This window comes from Kitasatospora sp. NPDC092948 (assembly GCF_044754805.1).
Lineage (GTDB): Bacteria > Actinomycetota > Actinomycetes > Streptomycetales > Streptomycetaceae > Kitasatospora.
Genome location: NZ_JBIVPU010000003.1, coordinates 472050 through 488657, shown reverse-complemented (window position 1 = coordinate 488657; position 16608 = coordinate 472050). Strand labels below are relative to the sequence as shown.

Genomic DNA, 16608 nt, shown 5'->3' with positions numbered 1-16608 from the left:
AGCACCTTCCCCGGGGCCGAGCCGTCGAAACCCGCCCAGCAACGGCTTTCTGACGCACCATCGGCTCCGGCGTGTCCACCGGTGTTTCCCGCCGTCGTGTTCGCCCTGCCATGCCCGGGCGCGCGCCGGTCCGGCCCAAGGAGTCCGCGCCATGTCGATGATCAACAACCTGCGCGCCGCAGTCGTCCGTCCGACCCGCCGCCGCACCGGTGACGACCTCGAACTGCCCATCGGCGAAGCCCCGTCCGCGGTGGTGGACTGCGCCGTCTACCAGCACGGCAAGCGCATCGGCGAGACCTGCAGCCCGCGCGAGGCCGCCCGCCAGGTGAAGGCGGCCCACCAGAGCGGGCCCGGGTCGTTCAGCTGGATCGGACTGCACGAGCCCACCGAGGCCGAGTTCGAGGGCATCGCGCAGCGCTTCGGCCTGCACCCGCTGGCCGTCGAGGACGCGGTGCACGCGCACCAGCGCCCCAAGGTCGAGCGATACGACAACATGCTCTTCGCGGTGTTCAAGACCGTCCGCTACATCGAGCACGAGCAGCTCACCCCGACCAGCGAGGTGGTCGAGACCGGCGAGCTGATGGTGTTCGCCGGTCCGGACTTCGTGATCACCGTCCGGCACGGCGCGCACTCCTCGCTGCGCACGCTGCGGCACCGCCTGGAGGCCGACGCGGAGGGCACCGGCCTGCTCGCCAACGGCCCGGCCGCGGTGCTGCACGCGATCGCCGACCACGTCGTGGACAACTACCTGCTGGTCGCCGAGCGGCTGCAGAACGACGTGGACGAGATCGAGTACGGCGTGTTCGCCAACCGCGGCGGCAGCGGCGCCGACGTCGGCCGGGTCTACCAGCTCAAGCGCGAGGTACTGGAGTTCAAGCGCGCCGTCACCCCGCTGCTGCGCCCGATGCTCCAGCTCGCCGAGCCGGTCGCCCGACTGGTCGACCCGGAGATGCAGAAGTACTTCCGGGACGTCGCCGACCACCTGGCCCGGGTCAGCGAGCAGGTGCAGGGCTTCGACGAACTGCTCAACTCGCTGCTCCAGGCCAACCTGGCACAGGTCTCGGTCGCCCAGAACGAGGACATGCGCAAGATCACCGCCTGGGCGGCGATCTTCGCCGTCCCGACCATGATCACCGGCGTGTACGGCATGAACTTCGAACACATGCCGGAACTCCAGTGGACGTACGGCTACCCGACCGTGCTCGGGGTGATCGCACTGATCTGCGTCGGCATGTACCGGGGCTTCCGCCGCAACGGCTGGCTGTAGCGCGGCGGGCGGGGCGTCAACGGCGCTCCGCCCGGGCCACCAGCACCAGGCCCAGCAGGATCAGGCCGACCGCCGGGTAGGCGGCGACCGGCGGCCACTGGCCCAGCCACACCGCCGCGATCAGCGCCGCGCCCGGGGTCTCCAGCAGGATCGCCGTCGAGGTGATCGACGGGCCCAGCGTGCGCACCACCCGGTTGCTCAAGGAGTGTCCGAGCAGCTGCGCCGTCACCATCAGCAGGAAGATCTGCCACCACGCGCCGGCCGGCCAGCCCGCCAGCCGAGTGCCCGTCAGCAGACACGCCGCCAGCAGCGCCACCGCGCACGTCGCGTAGCAGACCAGGGTGTACGCGGTGGTCGACACGGTGCGCCGCACCTCCGCGCCCAGCAGCATGTACCCGGCCGCCGCCGCGCCCGCGCCCAGCGCCAGCCCGTCCCCGAGCAGCGCCCGCGACGAGACCGACAGGTCCACGCCGGTGAGCACCAGCACGCCCGCGAACGCCAGCCCCACGCCCAGCCACACCAGCCGCGGCGCGCGCACCCCGAACACCCGCATCAGCACGATCGTCCACAGCGGAGTGGTCGTCACCAGCGCCGTCGCAGACGCCACCGACGTCATCCGCAGGCTCGGCATCCACAGCGCGAAGTGCAGCGCCAGCAGCACGCCCGCCGCCATCGCCAGCACCAGCGCCCGCCGCGGGATGCGGCGCAGCTCGGCCCGGTGCCGCCACAGCGCGTACGGGCCCAGCACCGCCACCGACATGCCGTTGCGCCAGAACGCGATGGCCAGCGCCGGTGCGGCCGTCGCGCTGATCAGCGGGGCGGACAGCGAGATGCCCGCGATCGACACCGCCAGCAGCAGGAGATCGGTGCGCGGCAGTTGCCGGGGCTGATCGACCGCCGCGGAGGTGGCGGGGGCGGTCGTAGTGGCGGCGGGCACGGTTCTCCTTGCGGCGGGCGGGTGGTGGGCGGATACACGGTAAGGGCTGTTCCGCCGTCATGGCACTGTCGTCCCGGGGGATGGGACCGTCCGCCCGACGGCCAGGCCGTACGCTGTGCGGCATGGAGCGTACGACGACCGCGAGCGCGGCAGACTTCCTCGACCGGGCCATGGTGGAGGAAGCCGCCAAGAAGTCCGGCCTGCTCTGGGTCCAGCCCGCCGGACAGCCGCACGCCCGCCCGCTCTGGCACGCCTGGCACGACGGCGCCGTGATCGTCGTCGGCGACGGCGGCGAGCAGCCCCTGCACGGGCTCGCCGCCGGCACCGCCGCCACCCTCACCCTGCGCAGCAAGGACAAGGGCGGCCGCCTCGTCGCCTTCGCCGCCACCGTCACCGCCGTCGCCCCCGGCACCCCCGCCTGGGACGGCGCCGTCGAGGAACTCAAGGGCAAGCGCCTCAACGCCCCCGACACCGAGACCATCGGCGACCGCTGGGCCCGCGAGTCCCGGATCCTCCGCCTGGAGCCCACCGGCCCGCTCGCCCCCCACCCCGACACCGCCCTCACCGCCGCCCCCGTGCCCACCCCGGCCACCACCCGCAAGCCCGTCCCGGCGGGCCTGCCCAAGCTCCTCTTCAAGAAGAAGCGCAAGGGCTGAACGCCGGCGGACGCGACCTCAGCGGCACGGGAAGCTGCGAGGGTGCGACCCCAGGGGCGCGGGAAGCTGCGAGGGTGCGACCCCAGGGGCGCGGGGAACTGCGAGGGTGCGACCCCAGGGGCGCGGGGAACTGCGCGAAGCGGAAGGCACCCGTCGGAAAGATCGCGGCACCGCAATGACCTGCCGCCCCGGCGCGCCCCGGCAGCGCGTCCCTGTCGCCCCCGGGCACGCAGCTGTCACCACTCCGACGCGCCCCAGCAGTGCGTTCATCACCCTTTCCTACCGCCCGCCCCGCTAAGTTTGGGTCGTTATATCCGCTTCCCCGGAGAGGGAGTCGCTTTGGCGGGCCCCGGCAGCCGCGTGTTCATCTCCCACCTCTCCGGCGTCGCCGTGTTCGACCCGAACGGCGACCAGGTGGGCCGGGTCCGCGACGTCGTGGTCTCGCTCCGCCTCAGTGGCAGCCCGCCCCGGGTGCTCGGTCTGGTGGTGGAGGTGATCGGCCGCCGCCGGATCTTCCTCCCGATGACCCGGGTGACCAGCCTGGAGTCCGGACAGGTGCTCTCCACCGGCCTGCTGAACATGCGTCGGTTCGAACAGCGCCCGTCGGAGACCCTGGTCCTGGCCGAGCTGCTCGACCGCACCGTCACCCGCACCAAGACCGCCGACGAGGTGACGGTGCTGGACGTCGCGATGGTGCAGACCCGGCTGCGCGAGTGGGAGATCGACAAGGTCTTCGTCCAGGTCGGCCGCCCCAGCAGGCTGCGCAAGGCCAAGGGCGAGCAGCTGCTGCTCGACTGGTCCGCCGTCACCGGCTTCTCGCTCGCCGAGGAGGGCCAGGGCGCGGCCAACCTGCTCGCCACCTTCGAGCAGCTGCGCCCCGCCGACCTGGCGAACGTCATGCACCACCTGTCCGCGAAGCGCCGGGCCGAGGTCGCGGCGGCCCTCGACGACGACCGGCTCGCGGACGTCCTGGAGGAGCTGCCCGAGGACGACCAGGTGGAGATCATCGGCAAGCTCAAGGAGGAACGGGCCGCCGACATCCTGGAGACCATGGACCCGGACGACGCGGCCGACCTGCTGTCCGAACTGCCCGCCGAGGACGCCGAACGGCTGCTGCGGCTGATGGAGCCCGCCGAGGCGGCGGAGATGCGCCGGCTGCTGTCGTACGAGGAGGACACCGCGGGTGGCCTGATGACCACCGAGCCGATCGTGCTGGAGCCCGACGCGTCGGTCGCCGAGGCGCTCGCCCGGGTCCGGGTCTCCGACACCAAGCCGGCGCTGGCCGCGCAGGTGTACGTCTGCCGCCCGCCGAACGAGACCCCGACCGGCACCTACCTGGGCACCGTGCACTTCCAGCGGCTGCTGCGCGAACCCCCGTACACGCTGGTCGGCTCGATGGTGGACGACGACCTCGACCCGCTGCCGCCGGACACCCCGCTGCCGCTGATCACCTCCTACCTGGCCACCTACAACCTGGTCGCGGCGCCGGTCGTGGACGAGGACGACCACCTGCTGGGCGCGGTCACCGTCGACGACGTGCTGGACCACCTGCTGCCGGACGACTGGCGCGAGGGCTCGGCGCACGGCATCTCCACCGAGGAGGCAGCCGATGGACAGTGACCGCAAGCGTCAGCACGAATCGCCCCGCCAGCGGATCCAGGGCGAGCTGCGGGAGCTGCGCCAACTGCGCGAACTGCGGGCCCGCGAGCAGCACGTCCGCCGCGAGGAGCGCCGCATCGAGCCGCCGGGCCAGCGCTCCCGGCTCGACCAGCCGCGCACCGGCCCCTCCGGGCTGATCCGGCTGCCCGAGTGGGACCCGGAGGCGTTCGGCAAGCTCTCCGAGCGGATCGCCCGCTTCCTGGGCACCGGACGGTTCATCGTCTGGATGACGGTGGTGATCGTCGCCTGGGTGGCCTGGAACACCCTGCTCCCGCCGTCGGTGCGGTTCGACAGCTACCCGTTCATCTTCCTCACCCTGGTGCTGTCGTTGCAGGCCTCGTACGCGGCCCCGCTGATCCTGCTCGCGCAGAACCGCCAGGACGACCGCGACCGCGTCAACATGGAGCAGGACCGGGCCCGCAGCGACCGCAACATCGCCGACACCGAGTACCTGACCCGGGAGGTCGCGGCGTTGCGGCAGGGCCTCGGCGAGGTCGCCACTCGCGACTTCATCCGCTCGGAACTCCAGTCGCTGCTCCGGGAGATCGAGGAACGGCGGGAACCTGCCGACCCGTTGTGACCTGCGGCACGCTACCGGCGAGTCGGGGGCCGGGCTCAGCGCCGTACCATCAACACATGGCCAACGAGACTGAGGTGGCGGCCGGGGCGACGGAGCAGTCCGTCCGGGATGCCCTGGCGACCGTCCACGACCCGGAGATCAACCGTCCGATCACCGAGATCGGCATGGTGAAGTCCGTCGAGATCGGCGACGGCGGCGCGGTGAAGGTCGCGGTGTACCTCACCGTCTCGGGCTGTCCGATGCGCGAGACGATCACCCAGCGGGTCACCGACGCGGTGTCCGCCGTTCCCGGCGTCACCGCCGTCTCCGTCGAACTCGACGTGATGAGCGAGGAGCAGCGCCGCGAGCTCTCGCAGCTGCTGCGCGGCGGCGCCCCGGAGCGGGAGATCCCGTTCGCCAAGCCGGGCACCCTGACCCGGGTGTACGCGGTGGCGTCCGGCAAGGGCGGCGTCGGCAAGTCCTCGGTGACGGTCAACCTGGCGGCGGCGCTGGCCGCGGACGGCCTGAAGGTCGCCGTGGTGGACGCCGACATCTACGGTCACAGCGTGCCCCGGATGCTGGGCGTCGAGGGCCGGCCCACCCAGGTGCAGGACATGATCATGCCGCCGGCCGCGCACGGCGTGAAGGTCATCTCGATCGGCATGTTCACCCCGGGCAACGCCCCGGTGGTGTGGCGCGGCCCGATGCTGCACCGCGCGCTGCAGCAGTTCCTGGCCGACGTGTACTGGGGCGACCTGGACGTCCTGCTGCTCGACCTGCCGCCCGGCACCGGCGACATCGCGATCTCGGTCGCGCAGCTCGTCCCGAACGCCGAGATCCTGATCGTCACCACCCCGCAGATGGCCGCCGCCGAGGTCGCCGAGCGGGCCGGCACCATCGCGCTGCAGACCCACCAGAAGATCGTCGGCGTCATCGAGAACATGTCGGGCATGCCCTGCCCGCACTGCGACGAGATGATCGACGTCTTCGGCACCGGCGGCGGCCGGACCGTCGCCGACGCCCTCACCCGGACCGTCGGCGCGACCGTCCCGGTGCTCGGCTCGATCCCGATCGACGTCCGCCTCCGCGAGGGCGGCGACGACGGCCGACCGGTCGTCCTCTCCAACCCCGACTCCCCCGCCGGCGCCGCCCTGCGCACCATCGCCGGCAAGCTCTCCGGCCGCCAGCGCGGCCTCTCCGGCCTGTCGCTGGGCCTGACCCCGAAGAACAAGTTCTGACGGACCATCAGCAGCACGAACGGCCCCGGGCATCCTGCCCGGGGCCGTTCGCGTGGAGAGCCCTACCGCCCGTCGTACGTCTCCAGGTCCGGGACGGTGGTGAAGCCGATGCCGTACGCAGACACCGAGCGGCCGTAGGCGCCGATCAGGACGCCGGGGGCCTCGCCGGCCAGGACCCAGCCGTATTCGGACTCCCGGTAGCGGAAGGGCTGCGGGACGCCGTTGACGGGGAGGGTGAGGGAGGACCAGGCGGGGCCTTCGAGGTCGTCGGCCAAGTCCCAGGCGAGGGTGGACTGCTGGTCGAGCCAGTGCTGGCGCAGGGTGCGGTCGAGGTTGCCGGGCCAGGTGGCGGCGAGCAGGCCGGCGCCGGCCAGCCAGGCCGCGGAGGAGGCGGAGGTGGCCTCCAGGGTGCCGGTGTTGTCGGCGCTGCGGCGGACCTCTCGGCGGGCCACGGTGACGACCACCGCGAAGCGCCGGGTGTCGCGCGGTTCGGGTCCGCGGGCGGGTTCGTCGCCGTGGCCGAGGGTGCCGTAGTCGGGGGTGTCGGACTGCGCGGCACGTGGGTTCTGGCCGTTGCCGACCTGGCCGAGCCAGCGGCGGCCGGTCCAGCCCTCGTCCAGGCCGTACCAGGGGAAGTCGGCGGCGCGGTAGGGGTCGAGGGGGTCGGCGGCGGGCCGACGCGCGGCGGCGGGGTCGGCGGTCGTTTGCGTGGCGTCCACTGGGGGCCTCCTCGGCTGTGCTCCTGCCACGGGCGGGCTCCATGGTGGCGCACCGCGGTCCCTCCGGCCGAGAGAACCGGGCCGGACACGGCCGGCCGTGACGGACCGCACAGTGCCCGCCCTCCGGGGAGGTAGAGGACACGATAGCGGCGCGGACGACGACGCCCCGCCTTGTCGGGCGGGGCGTCGTGGTCGGTCGGTGCCGGTCGGTGCCGGTCGATCAGGTGGCGTCCGGGTCGAACGGCGGGCGCTCGCCGGCCGCGAGGGCCGGGCCGCTGTTCGCCGGGGCGGCCGGCTTGGAGAAGTCCACCGAGGCGTTCGAGCTGCGGCTCGGCTCGCCGTTCAGCGCGGACTTGAGGTCGACGCTGTCCTTGAGGTCCTTCAGCCCGAGCGGGTCGTCGCCGTCGCCGAGCAGCTGCTTGCGGACGAAGGTCTTCGGGTTGAGGTCCTCGAAGTCGAAGTTCTGGAACTCCGGGCCGAGCTCGCTGCGAATGTCTTCCTTCGCGTTGTCCGCGAAGGCGCGGATCTTGCGAATGAAGCCCATGGTGTCCTGGATCAGCTTGGGGAGCTTGTCCGGACCGAAGATCACGATGGCCATGATCGCGATGGTCAGGACCTCGAGTCCGCCTATGTCTCCGAACACCTGAACTCCCAGCACCCGACAACGCTGAACCAAGGGTAAACGCGGGCGGCCGTTCCCCGGTCACCCTCAGGTGAATCCGTGGTAAAGACCACCCGGGCGACCGACATCGACGGCGTGCCGGTGAAGGCAGGCTAGCGCAGGACCTGCCGCAGGTCATCGGTGGGCGACGGCCCGGGGCTGGCGGGGAGCTTGGCGCGCATCGGATAGTCGGGGGCGTCCATCTGCTGCTGCGCGTTGACGGGGACGATCGCCCCGCCGATGGGGGTGACGCTGGCGGGCTGCCGGTTGGGGCCGCTCTGGCCCGCGGTGAGGCCGCCGACGCCGCCCAGGGTGACCGCGGCGACCGAGAACGCCCCGGCGGCGGCGAACACCAGCCGGCGCCCGCGCGCCGGAGTCTGGCGGGGCGTGGGCAGTTCGGCGAGCGCGGCCAGCGGACGCGGCGCGGCCGACGGGCGGGAGCCGAACAGCGCGGCCCGCGGGTCGATCCCGGGTATCGGGGTGTCCGCCCCCAGCGCGCCGCCGCCGAAGCCCGCGCCCCGGCCGAAGGAGCCGCCGGTCAGCCGGCTGCCGCCGAACACGGCGCCCGACGGCCCATCAGGGCCCGACTCGTCCTCCGGCAGCGCGGCCACGGCCATCAGCCGGGCCATCAGCGCCGCGGACGGGCCGGGCATCGCGGCGCTGCTGAGCGCCCGCTTGACTGCGCGGGCGCCCTCCGCCTCGGCCAGGCACTCCGGGCAGGTCGCCAGGTGGGCCTGCACCCGCTCGCGGGCGTCGTGGCCGAGTTCGCCGTCCAGGTAGGCCGTGAGGCGGTCGCCGAGGTGGTGGTGCTCCTCGGCGGCCGGCTCGACCGGGCGGACCGTGACGGGACGCAGCTCGGCCGCCGCCGGGGCCTGCTCGGCACGGCGCAGCGACGCCCAGCGCGAGCGGCCGGTGGCGTCCGCGCGCTCGGGGGCGTGGTCGCTCATGACCCCCTCCGGTCGCTTCGGCCCAATTCGGCGCCGACCGGCACGGGTTCGGCGGAGCCGCCCCGGCGCGAACGGCCCGCGGCGGCGTTCGGCGCCCGGTGCTTGAGAGCGGCGCGCAGGTGCGAGCGGCCGCGGTGGATCCGGCTGCGGACGGTGCCGAGCTTCACCCCGAGGGTGGCGGCGATCTCCTCGTAGGAGAGGCCCTCGATGTCGCACAGCACCACGGCGGCACGGAACTCCGGGGCGAGGGTGTCCAGCGCCTGCTGCACGTCCGCGTCGAAGTGGGTGTCGCTGAAGTGCTGGGCGGGGCTGGGCTCGCGGCTGGCCAGGCGCTCCGCCGCGTCCTCGGCGAGGGCGTCGAAGCGGATCCGCTGGCGGCGGCGCACCATGTCCAGGAACAGGTTGGTGGTGATCCGGTGCAGCCAGCCCTCGAAGGTGCCGGGGGTGTACGTGGACAGCGAGCGGAACACCCGGACGAAGACCTCCTGCGTGAGGTCCTCGGCGTCGTGCTGGTTGCCCGTCAGCCGGTAGGCGAGGCGGTAGACCCGGGCACTGTGCGCCTCGACGATCTCCTCCCAGCTGGGAGGCGTCCAGTTCTGCGCGTCGGGCCCCTCCGCGAAGGACGCGAGCGTGCCGGGGGCCTCGGCCACCGAGTCGTCGGCTGCGGTCGGCTTGTCCTTGTCCAGGGGGGAGTGCACAGACTGGTTCATCACGGGCTTCGGCGTACGGGCCGACGTGGTGCCGCGGGAGTGCCGCTGCACAGGGACGTCGCCCTCGGCCACACCTCCTCGGTCGGCTCTTCTGCCCAGCAGAGCCACCACCATATCCACCTCACACGTCAAGCCCGGATAAGAGCGGTCGAACAGCGGCCGCCGCAGGTGGTCCGGCCACCCACGACAAGTCAACGGCCAGCCGTCGAACGCGGTTCCCGGACGGCCAGTAGTCTGTCGCTGGAATTTGTCGACTTGCATCGACACCGGCGCTCCGGAAGAGGCAGCCATCACCGAGTTCGGGCCCCAGCGAGTGGCCCTCGCCGACACCTACGTCGGCGAGGACGCAGTGCTGACCTACGCCCGGGCCCAGTCGGCCCGCACCGGCATACCTGCGATCGGCCCCAGCGGCGGCGCGGCCCTGCGCCTGCTGGCCGCCGCGCTGGACGCCAAGGCGGTGGTCGAGATCGGCACCGGCACCGGAGTGTCCGGCGTCTACCTGCTGCGCGGCATGCGGGCCGACGGCGTGCTCACCACCGTCGACTCCGAACCCGTCCGCCAGCAGTACGCCCGCGAGGCGTACCTGGCCGCCGGATTCGCCGCCAACCGGGCCCGCTTCATCCCCGGCCGGGCCCGCGACGTCCTGCCGCGACTCGCCGACGGCCAGTACGACCTGGTGTTCTGCGACGGCGACCCGGCCGACTCCGGCTTCCACCTCACCGAGGCGATGCGGCTGCTCCGGCCGCGCGGCGTGGTCTGCTTCGAGGGCGTCTTCCAGGAGGGCCGACTCGCCGAACCCGACGTCGACGACCCGCAGACCCGCGCCGTGCGCGACCTGGTCGCCGACATCCGGGAGAGCGACACCCTGCTGCCCGCCCTGCTCCCGGTCAGCGACGGCCTGCTCTGCGCGGTCAAGCGCTGAGCCGCCCGCGAACAGCGGAACGGGCCCGCTCCCCGCAACCGGGGGACCGGGCCCGTCGAACACCTCCCGGGGCATCCGGGACGTGCGAGTGGCAGTACCTGCTCAGGTCAGCCGCAGGCCTTCTTCAGAGCCTCGCCGAGAGCGTCCGCCTCGTCCGGCGTCAGCTCCACCACCAGGCGGCCGCCCCCTTCGAGCGGAACTCGCATGATGATGCCCCGCCCCTCCTTGGTTACCTCCAGCGGGCCGTCACCCGTCCGCGGCTTCATGGCCGCCATGCTCGTTCCCCTTCCTGCAACCGTTCAGGTACGCACCGGCAGTCCGTCCACCGCCGGTATCGAACGCATTGATCGGAAGCCATTATCCCGCATGCGACCGCTCGATGACCAACATCACTCTCTGCGCCAAGCCTCCCGAACCCGCACCAAGGCATTGATTACCAGCCGAAAGCCGCATCCCGTCGCACTCCGACACGCCCGCCGGAGGTGCGCCACCTCACACTCCCCCACCCGGCCGCACTCCGGCATGCTGTGCCACGACAGCCCACCGCGACCCGGGAGCCCTCACCGATGTCCGACACCGTGCGCTACCACCGCGACGGCGCCCTCGCCGTCCTCACCATCGACCGCGCCGACGCCATGAACGCCCTCGACGTCGACACCAAGGTCGCCCTCCGGGACGCCGTCATCACCGCCGCGACCGACCCCGACGTCCGGGCCGTGCTGCTCACCGGCGCCGGCGAGAAGGCCTTCTGCGTCGGCCAGGACCTCAAGGAGCACCTCGGCCTGCTGCGCCACCAGCAGGACACCGGCGAGAGCGCGCTGCGCACCGTCGCCGAGCACTACAACCCGCTGGTCCGCGCCCTCGCCGGAATGCGCAAGCCCACCGTCGCCGCCGTCAACGGCATCGCGGCCGGCGCCGGCGCCTCGCTCGCCTTCGCCTGCGACTTCCGGATCGTCGCCGACACCGCCGGCTTCAACACCTCCTTCGCCGGCGTCGCCCTCACCACCGACTCCGGCGCCTCCTGGACCCTCCCCCGCCTGGTCGGCCACGCCCGCGCCACCGAACTCCTGATGCTCCCCCGCACCGTCCGCGCCGAAGAAGCGCTGGCACTGGGCCTCGCCACCCGCGTCGTCCCCGCCGCCGAACTCGCCGCCACCGCCCACGAGTTCGCCCTCACCCTGGCAACCGGCCCGACCTTCGCCTACGGCGCGATCAAGGAGTCCCTGGCGTACGCCGCCTCCCACTCCCTGGACGAACTCCTCGACAAGGAAGAAGAGTTGCAGACCGCCGCCGGCAACAGCGAGGACCACCGAATCGCCGTGACCGCCTTCGTCGCCAAGGAGAAGCCCACCTTCGTGGGCAAGTAGCCCCGACGAACGGGGGGTGGGGATCACCGCGCCCCGCCAAGACACTGAGGGCACCTCAGGGGCCAGCACCACGCGGAACGGAAGAGCACGGGCGGGCCGGGCCGTGGACGGCCGCCTGCGGCCACCCTGACGCCAACCCGGCCCGGCCGACGAACGGGCGAAGCCTGCTTCCTCCCGCCTGCACCCCCGCGCCCCGCCAGGGGCGCGGGGACCTGCCGCGAAGCGCGAAGCGGGAAGGCGCGAAGCGGGAAGGTCCGCGGGCAGCCGACTGCGGCCGCCCGGACGGCCAACCCGGCACGGCCGGCGAACGGAACGAGCACAACACCGAAGCCGCAGCCAGCTTCGCCCCGGCTCCAATCCCGCGCCCCGACAGGGGCGCGGGGAACTGCGCGACGCGGGAGAGCACGGGCGGGAAGGTCCGTGGACGGTGGGGCGTGGATACTCGGACGGCAAACCAGCCCGGCCGACAAACGGGCGAAGCCCTCTTCCTCCCGCCTGCACCCCCGCGCCCCGACAGGGGCGCGGGGACCTGCCGCGAAGCGCGAAGCGGGAAGGCGCGAAGCGGGAAGGCGCGAAGCGGGAAGGCGCGAAGCGGGAAGGCGCGAAGCGGGAAGGCGCGAAGCGGGAAGGCGCGAAGCGGGAAGGTCCGCGGGCAGCCGACTGCGGCCGCCCGGACGGCCAACCCGGCACGGCCGGCGAACGGAACGAGCACAACACCGAAGCCGCAGCCAGCTTCGCCCCGGCTCCAATCCCGCGCCCCGACAGGGGCGCGGGGAACTGCGCGAAGTGGGAGAGCACGGGCGGGAAGGTCCGTGGACGGTGGGGCGTGGATACTCGGACGGCAAACCAGCCCGGCCGACAAACGGGCGAAGCCCTCTTCCTCCCGCCTGCACCCCCGCGCCCCGACAGGGGCGCGGGGAACTGCGCGGAGCGGGAGGGCACGGGTGGGAAGGTCCGTGGACGGTGGGGCGTGGGTGCTCGGGCGGACCTAGCGGGCCTAGCGCGCGTGGCAGTCGGCCAGGTGGTCGTTGACGAGGCCGCACGCCTGCATCAGCGCGTAGGCCGTGGTCGGGCCCACGAATCGGAAGCCGTTCTTCTTCAGCGTCTTGGCCAGCGCCGTCGACTCCGGCGTCACCGCCGGGACGTCTGCCAGGGTCTTCGGCGCGGGTCGCGCCGGGTCTCCCGCGTGGCTCCAGATCAGCGTGTCCAGTTCGCCGTCGCCGAGTTCGCGCGCCGCCCGGGCGTTCGCCACGGTGGCGACGATCTTGGCCCGGTTCCGGATGATCCCGGTGTCGGTCATCAGCCGTTCCACGTCGGCGTCCCCGAACTCCGCGACCTGCTCGATCGAGAAGTCCCGGAAGGCCGTCCGGAAGCCTTCGCGGCGCCGCAGGATGGTGATCCAGGACAGTCCGGACTGGAAGGCTTCCAGCGAGATCCGTTCGAACAGCGCCTGGTCGCCGTGGACCGGCCGGCCCCACTCGGTGTCGTGGTAGGCCCGGTAGTCGTCGGACGAGTCGCCCCATCCGCACCGCAGCAGTCCGTCCGCGCCGAGCACCGCACCGGTCACGAGTGGTCGCTCTTCTCGGGGTCGGACTCCGGGGCGGGCTTCTTCTCCAGTACGGCTGTGAACGACTCCAGGCCGGGCAGCGGCTCCCCGGCCGCGCCGCCCGACGCCTCCACCGAGCCGCGCACCGCGCCGACCGCCTCCAGTTCGGCGATCTTCGCGTCCCGGAGGGCGAGTTCCGCGCCGAGCCGGTCGAGGACGTCGTCGACCTCGTCCATCCGGTAGCCGCGCACCGCCATCGGCAGGCGCAGTTCGTCGACGTCGGTCCGACTGAGCGGACGGTCCTGCGGGAGGCGTGCGGTGAGGCGGTCGCGTTCCGCCTCGGGGAGGGATCCGCCGCCGCCCAGTGCCACCAGTGCGGCACCGCCGACGACCACCGCCATCGCAACCACGATCACCCAGAACACGAGCTGTCCTCCGTCAGTCCCCGGTAGTTCCCGGTACTTCCTGGCAGTTCCGTTTTCACGGCAGTTCCCGTCGGCTCGGCCCTCTGACGGGATCAGGTGGGATCATGGTCCCGTACAGGCCGGGGCCCATCATTGCACCCGGGAGCGCTGAGGAGGAGACACCGGTGGCACTACGCCTCGGCACGCGGGAGTTCGGCCCGGACGAGCTGGTCGTGATGGCGATCGTCAACCGCACCCCGGACTCGTTCTTCGACCGGGGGGCGACCTTCGCCGACGAGGCCGCGTTCGCCGCCGCGGACCGGGCGATGGCCGAGGGCGCGGCGATCCTGGACATCGGCGGGGTGAAGGCCGGGCCGGGCGAAGAGGTCACCGTCGAGGAGGAGTTGCGGCGCACGGTGCCGTTCGTCGCGGAGCTGCGCAAGCGCCACCCGGACGCGGTGATCAGCGTGGACACCTGGCGGCACGAGGTCGGCGAGGCGGTCTGCGAGGTCGGCGCGGATCTGCTGAACGACGCCTGGGGCGGTTTCGACCCGAAGCTCGCCGAGGTCGCGGCCCGGCACGGCGCGGGCCTGGTGTGCACGCACGCGGGCGGCGCGGAGCCGCGCACCCGTCCGCACCGGGTGGGGTACGAGGACGTGATGGCGGACATCCTGCGGGTGACCGTGGGGCTGGCCGAGCGGGCGCTCGAACTCGGGGTGCGCCGCGACGGGTTGATCATCGACCCGGGCCACGACTTCGGGAAGAACACCCGGCACTCGCTGGAGGCGACCCGCCGGCTGCCGGAGATGACGGCGACCGGGTTCCCGGTGCTGGTCTCGCTGTCGAACAAGGACTTCGTCGGCGAGACGCTCGACAAGCCGGTGGACGAGCGTCTGCTCGGCACGCTGGCCACCACCGCCGTCTCCGCCTGGCTGGGCGCGCAGGTCTACCGGGTGCACCAGGTCGCGGAGACCCGTCAGGTGCTGGACATGGTGGCGTCGATCCGCGGCACCCGTCCCCCGGCGGTCGCCCGCCGGGGGCTCGCCTGAGGGTCCGTCACCGCGGTTACGCGGGCGTCCCCTGCGGCTTGCGGGCCTCTTCCAGGATCTTCAGCACGTCGGCGACGTCGTCGGTGACGTGGAACAGGTCGAGGTCCTCCGGGCTGGCCTTGCCCTGGGCGACCAGGGTGGACTTCAGCCACTCCACCAGCCCGCCCCAGTAGGCGCTGCCGAACAGGATCACCGGGAACCGGGTGACCTTCCGGGTCTGCACCAGGGTGAGCGCCTCGAACAGCTCGTCCAGGGTGCCGAGTCCGCCGGGGAGCACCACGAAGCCCTGGGAGTACTTCACGAACATCGTCTTGCGGACGAAGAAGTACCGGAAGTTCAGGCCCAGGTCGACGTACTCGTTCAGGCCCTGTTCGAACGGCAGCTCGATGCCGAGGCCGACGCTCAGGCCGTCGGCCTCGACGGCGCCCTTGTTGGCGGCCTCCATCGCCCCGGGGCCGCCTCCGGTGATCACCGCGTAGCCGGCCTCGGCGAGCGCCCGGCCGATGTCCACGCCCGCCTGGTACTCGGGCGAGTCGACCTTCGTCCGGGCGGAGCCGAACACGCTGATGGCGGTGGGCAGTTTGGCGAGTGCCCCGAATCCCTCGACGAACTCCGAGGTGATCCGCAGCACCCGCCACGGGTCGGTGTGCAACCAGTCGGTGGGGCCGGTGGTGTCCAGCAGCCGCTGGTCCGTCGTCTCCGTCTCGACCTGGTCCCGCCGGAGCAGCACCGGGCCCTTGCGCTTCTCGGGCCACGGCTTCTTGGTCCTGCGGACGTGTCCTTCTCCGTTGGCTGTCATGACGAAACCCTACGCCTGACAAGGCAACTTTCCGAGGAACAACGGAAATCCACCGGGCGACCTGCAACGGCCGCGGAGGCTACCGGGTGAGCCAGGCCCGCAGCCGCTGTTCGACGTCGGCGATCGCGCTCAGCGAGCAGTGCTCCTCGCGCTTGTGCGCCAGGTTCGGGTCGCCGGGGCCGTAGTTGACCGCGGGGACGCCGTGCGCGGAGAAGCGGGCGACGTCGGTCCAGCCGAACTTGGCGCGGGGCTCGCCGCCGACGGCGGCCAGGAAGTCCTGGGCGGCGGGCTGGGAGAGGCCGGGGAGCGCGGCGGGCGAGGCGTCCACGATGTCCAGCTGGTAGCCGTCGAAGACGTCCCGCAGGTGGGCCTCGGCCTCCTCCAGGCTGCGGTCGGGGGCGAACCGGAAGGCGACGTGGATCTTGCACTCGTCGGGGATGACGTTGCCGGCGACGCCGCCGTCGATCCGGGTGGCGTTCAGTCCCTCGCGGTACTCCAGGCCGTCGATGACGACCCGTCGGGGCGTGTAGTCGACGAGTCGGCGCAGCACCTCGGCGGCCTTGTGGATGGCGTTGTCGCCGAGCCAGCTGCGGGCGGCGTGCGCGCGGACGCCGGTGAGCGTGATGTCGGCGCGCAGGCTGCCCTGGCAGCCGCCCTCGACGACGGCGCCGCTGGGCTCCATCAGGACGGCGAAGTCGCCGGCCAGCCAGTCGGGGTGGGTGGCGAACAGGTGGCCGAGGCCGTTGCGCTCGGCCTCCACCTCCTCGCAGTCGTAGAAGACGTAGGTGACGTCGTGGTTCGGCTCCACCACCGTGGCGGCGAGCCGGAGTTGGACGGCCACGCCGGACTTCATGTCGGACGTGCCGCAGCCGTAGAGCAGGTCGCCCTCGACGTGCGAGGGCACGTTGTCGGCGATCGGGACGGTGTCCAGGTGCCCGGCGAGCACCACCCGCTGGGCCCGGCCGAGGTGGGTGCGGGCGACCACGTTGTTGCCGAACCGGTCGACGGTGAGGTGCGGGTAGGCCCGGAGCGCGGCCTCGACCGCGTCGGCGAGGGCGGTCTCCTCGCCGCTGACGGACGGGAAGTCGACGAGGCGGGCGGTCAGCGTGCCGCCGTCGACGGTCAGGTCGAGGGGCTGGTTCGGGCTGCTCATGGCGGCAACCCTACC

At 72.6% G+C, this 16608-nt stretch carries 18 protein-coding genes; 8 read left to right on the top strand and 10 right to left on the bottom strand.

What is annotated here, in order from left to right; genetic code table 11:
* Window positions 1–151: 151 nt before the first annotated feature.
* Window positions 152–1267 carry a magnesium/cobalt transporter CorA gene (gene corA / locus ACIQF6_RS11755; protein WP_400893229.1) on the top strand — a complete coding sequence of 372 codons (1116 nt, stop codon included), beginning with the start codon at window positions 152–154 and terminating at the stop codon, window positions 1265–1267.
* Between the two features lie 16 nt (window positions 1268–1283).
* Here the strand turns inward: corA and ACIQF6_RS11750 are convergent, their stop codons facing one another.
* Window positions 1284–2204, bottom strand: a complete 921-nt coding sequence (locus tag ACIQF6_RS11750; protein ID WP_400893227.1) for a DMT family transporter — start codon at window positions 2202–2204, stop codon at window positions 1284–1286.
* A 122-nt stretch (window positions 2205–2326) separates the two neighbouring features.
* Here ACIQF6_RS11750 and ACIQF6_RS11745 point away from each other — a divergent pair, with 122 nt between their 5' ends.
* From ACIQF6_RS11745 to ACIQF6_RS11730, 4 genes are all read left to right on the top strand, one after another.
* Complete coding sequence (locus tag ACIQF6_RS11745; RefSeq protein WP_400893225.1) at window positions 2327–2860, top strand: pyridoxamine 5'-phosphate oxidase family protein; 534 nt, start codon at window positions 2327–2329, stop codon at window positions 2858–2860.
* A 339-nt stretch (window positions 2861–3199) separates the two neighbouring features.
* Window positions 3200–4480 carry a magnesium transporter MgtE N-terminal domain-containing protein gene (locus tag ACIQF6_RS11740; RefSeq protein WP_400893222.1) on the top strand — a complete coding sequence of 427 codons (1281 nt, stop codon included), beginning with the start codon at window positions 3200–3202 and terminating at the stop codon, window positions 4478–4480.
* On the top strand, window positions 4470–5099 hold the full coding sequence (locus tag ACIQF6_RS11735) for a DUF1003 domain-containing protein (protein WP_400893220.1): 630 nt from the start codon (window positions 4470–4472) through the stop codon (window positions 5097–5099). The genes ACIQF6_RS11740 and ACIQF6_RS11735 overlap by 11 nt, the downstream gene beginning before the upstream one ends.
* 56 nt (window positions 5100–5155) lie before the next feature.
* On the top strand, window positions 5156–6316 hold the full coding sequence (locus tag ACIQF6_RS11730; protein ID WP_400893218.1) for an Mrp/NBP35 family ATP-binding protein: 1161 nt from the start codon (window positions 5156–5158) through the stop codon (window positions 6314–6316).
* A 62-nt stretch (window positions 6317–6378) separates the two neighbouring features.
* Here the strand turns inward: ACIQF6_RS11730 and ACIQF6_RS11725 are convergent, their stop codons facing one another.
* From ACIQF6_RS11725 to sigE, 4 genes are all read right to left on the bottom strand, one after another.
* Entirely contained in the window at window positions 6379–7035 is a 657-nt protein-coding gene (locus tag ACIQF6_RS11725; RefSeq protein WP_400893216.1) for a hypothetical protein, read from the bottom strand.
* A 220-nt stretch (window positions 7036–7255) separates the two neighbouring features.
* Window positions 7256–7678, bottom strand: a complete 423-nt coding sequence (locus ACIQF6_RS11720) for a sec-independent translocase (protein WP_400893213.1) — start codon at window positions 7676–7678, stop codon at window positions 7256–7258.
* A gap of 131 nt (window positions 7679–7809) precedes the next feature.
* Window positions 7810–8643 carry an anti-sigma factor family protein gene (locus ACIQF6_RS11715; protein WP_400893210.1) on the bottom strand — a complete coding sequence of 278 codons (834 nt, stop codon included), beginning with the start codon at window positions 8641–8643 and terminating at the stop codon, window positions 7810–7812.
* Window positions 8640–9353: an RNA polymerase sigma factor SigE gene (gene sigE / locus ACIQF6_RS11710; protein ID WP_400893896.1), complete on the bottom strand. Its 714-nt coding sequence runs from the start codon at window positions 9351–9353 to the stop codon at window positions 8640–8642. The genes ACIQF6_RS11715 and sigE overlap by 4 nt, the downstream gene beginning before the upstream one ends.
* 247 nt (window positions 9354–9600) lie before the next feature.
* Here sigE and ACIQF6_RS11705 point away from each other — a divergent pair, with 247 nt between their 5' ends.
* Window positions 9601–10275 (top strand): O-methyltransferase, encoded by a 675-nt coding sequence (locus tag ACIQF6_RS11705; RefSeq protein WP_400893208.1) that lies wholly within the window; start codon window positions 9601–9603, stop codon window positions 10273–10275.
* 107 nt (window positions 10276–10382) lie between these two features.
* Here the strand turns inward: ACIQF6_RS11705 and ACIQF6_RS11700 are convergent, their stop codons facing one another.
* Window positions 10383–10550, bottom strand: a complete 168-nt coding sequence (locus ACIQF6_RS11700) for a DUF3117 domain-containing protein (protein ID WP_014137929.1) — start codon at window positions 10548–10550, stop codon at window positions 10383–10385.
* A 291-nt stretch (window positions 10551–10841) separates the two neighbouring features.
* On the opposite strand from ACIQF6_RS11700, the gene ACIQF6_RS11695 reads away from it, so the two are divergent.
* Window positions 10842–11642 (top strand): enoyl-CoA hydratase-related protein, encoded by an 801-nt coding sequence (locus tag ACIQF6_RS11695; protein WP_400893205.1) that lies wholly within the window; start codon window positions 10842–10844, stop codon window positions 11640–11642.
* Window positions 11643–12639: 997 nt separating this feature from the next.
* On the opposite strand, the gene ACIQF6_RS11690 is transcribed toward ACIQF6_RS11695, so the two are convergent.
* Both ACIQF6_RS11690 and ACIQF6_RS11685 read right to left on the bottom strand, forming a co-directional pair.
* Complete coding sequence (locus ACIQF6_RS11690; RefSeq protein WP_400893203.1) at window positions 12640–13209, bottom strand: DNA-3-methyladenine glycosylase I; 570 nt, start codon at window positions 13207–13209, stop codon at window positions 12640–12642.
* A complete protein-coding gene (locus tag ACIQF6_RS11685) occupies window positions 13206–13613 on the bottom strand; it encodes a DivIVA domain-containing protein (RefSeq protein WP_400893201.1) in 408 nt (135 codons plus the stop codon). Before ACIQF6_RS11685 ends, ACIQF6_RS11690 begins: the two co-directional genes overlap by 4 nt.
* Before the next feature lie 215 nt (window positions 13614–13828).
* Here ACIQF6_RS11685 and folP point away from each other — a divergent pair, with 215 nt between their 5' ends.
* Window positions 13829–14641 (top strand): dihydropteroate synthase, encoded by an 813-nt coding sequence (gene folP, locus ACIQF6_RS11680; protein WP_400893894.1) that lies wholly within the window; start codon window positions 13829–13831, stop codon window positions 14639–14641.
* A 16-nt stretch (window positions 14642–14657) separates the two neighbouring features.
* Here the strand turns inward: folP and ACIQF6_RS11675 are convergent, their stop codons facing one another.
* Window positions 14658–15440, bottom strand: a complete 783-nt coding sequence (locus tag ACIQF6_RS11675) for a TIGR00730 family Rossman fold protein (protein WP_400893199.1) — start codon at window positions 15438–15440, stop codon at window positions 14658–14660.
* 79 nt (window positions 15441–15519) lie between these two features.
* Window positions 15520–16593, bottom strand: coding sequence for a succinyl-diaminopimelate desuccinylase (dapE, locus tag ACIQF6_RS11670; protein ID WP_400893196.1), 1074 nt, complete (start codon window positions 16591–16593; stop codon window positions 15520–15522).
* Window positions 16594–16608: the final 15 nt, after the last annotated feature.

Bases quoted from the DNA above. Each gene is read 5' to 3' on its own strand.
- corA (WP_400893229.1), top strand. From the start codon at position 152: ATGTCGATGATCAACAACCTGCGCGCCGCAGTCGTCCGTCCGACCCGC.
- ACIQF6_RS11745 (WP_400893225.1), top strand. From the start codon at position 2,327: ATGGAGCGTACGACGACCGCGAGCGCGGCAGACTTCCTCGACCGGGCC.
- ACIQF6_RS11735 (WP_400893220.1), top strand. From the start codon at position 4,470: ATGGACAGTGACCGCAAGCGTCAGCACGAATCGCCCCGCCAGCGGATC.
- ACIQF6_RS11730 (WP_400893218.1), top strand. From the start codon at position 5,156: ATGGCCAACGAGACTGAGGTGGCGGCCGGGGCGACGGAGCAGTCCGTC.
- ACIQF6_RS11715 (WP_400893210.1), bottom strand. From the start codon at position 8,643: ATGAGCGACCACGCCCCCGAGCGCGCGGACGCCACCGGCCGCTCGCGC.
- sigE (WP_400893896.1), bottom strand. From the start codon at position 9,353: ATGAACCAGTCTGTGCACTCCCCCCTGGACAAGGACAAGCCGACCGCA.
- ACIQF6_RS11700 (WP_014137929.1), bottom strand. From the start codon at position 10,550: ATGGCGGCCATGAAGCCGCGGACGGGTGACGGCCCGCTGGAGGTAACC.
- ACIQF6_RS11695 (WP_400893205.1), top strand. From the start codon at position 10,842: ATGTCCGACACCGTGCGCTACCACCGCGACGGCGCCCTCGCCGTCCTC.
- folP (WP_400893894.1), top strand. From the start codon at position 13,829: ATGGCGATCGTCAACCGCACCCCGGACTCGTTCTTCGACCGGGGGGCG.
- ACIQF6_RS11675 (WP_400893199.1), bottom strand. From the start codon at position 15,440: ATGACAGCCAACGGAGAAGGACACGTCCGCAGGACCAAGAAGCCGTGG.
- dapE (WP_400893196.1), bottom strand. From the start codon at position 16,593: ATGAGCAGCCCGAACCAGCCCCTCGACCTGACCGTCGACGGCGGCACG.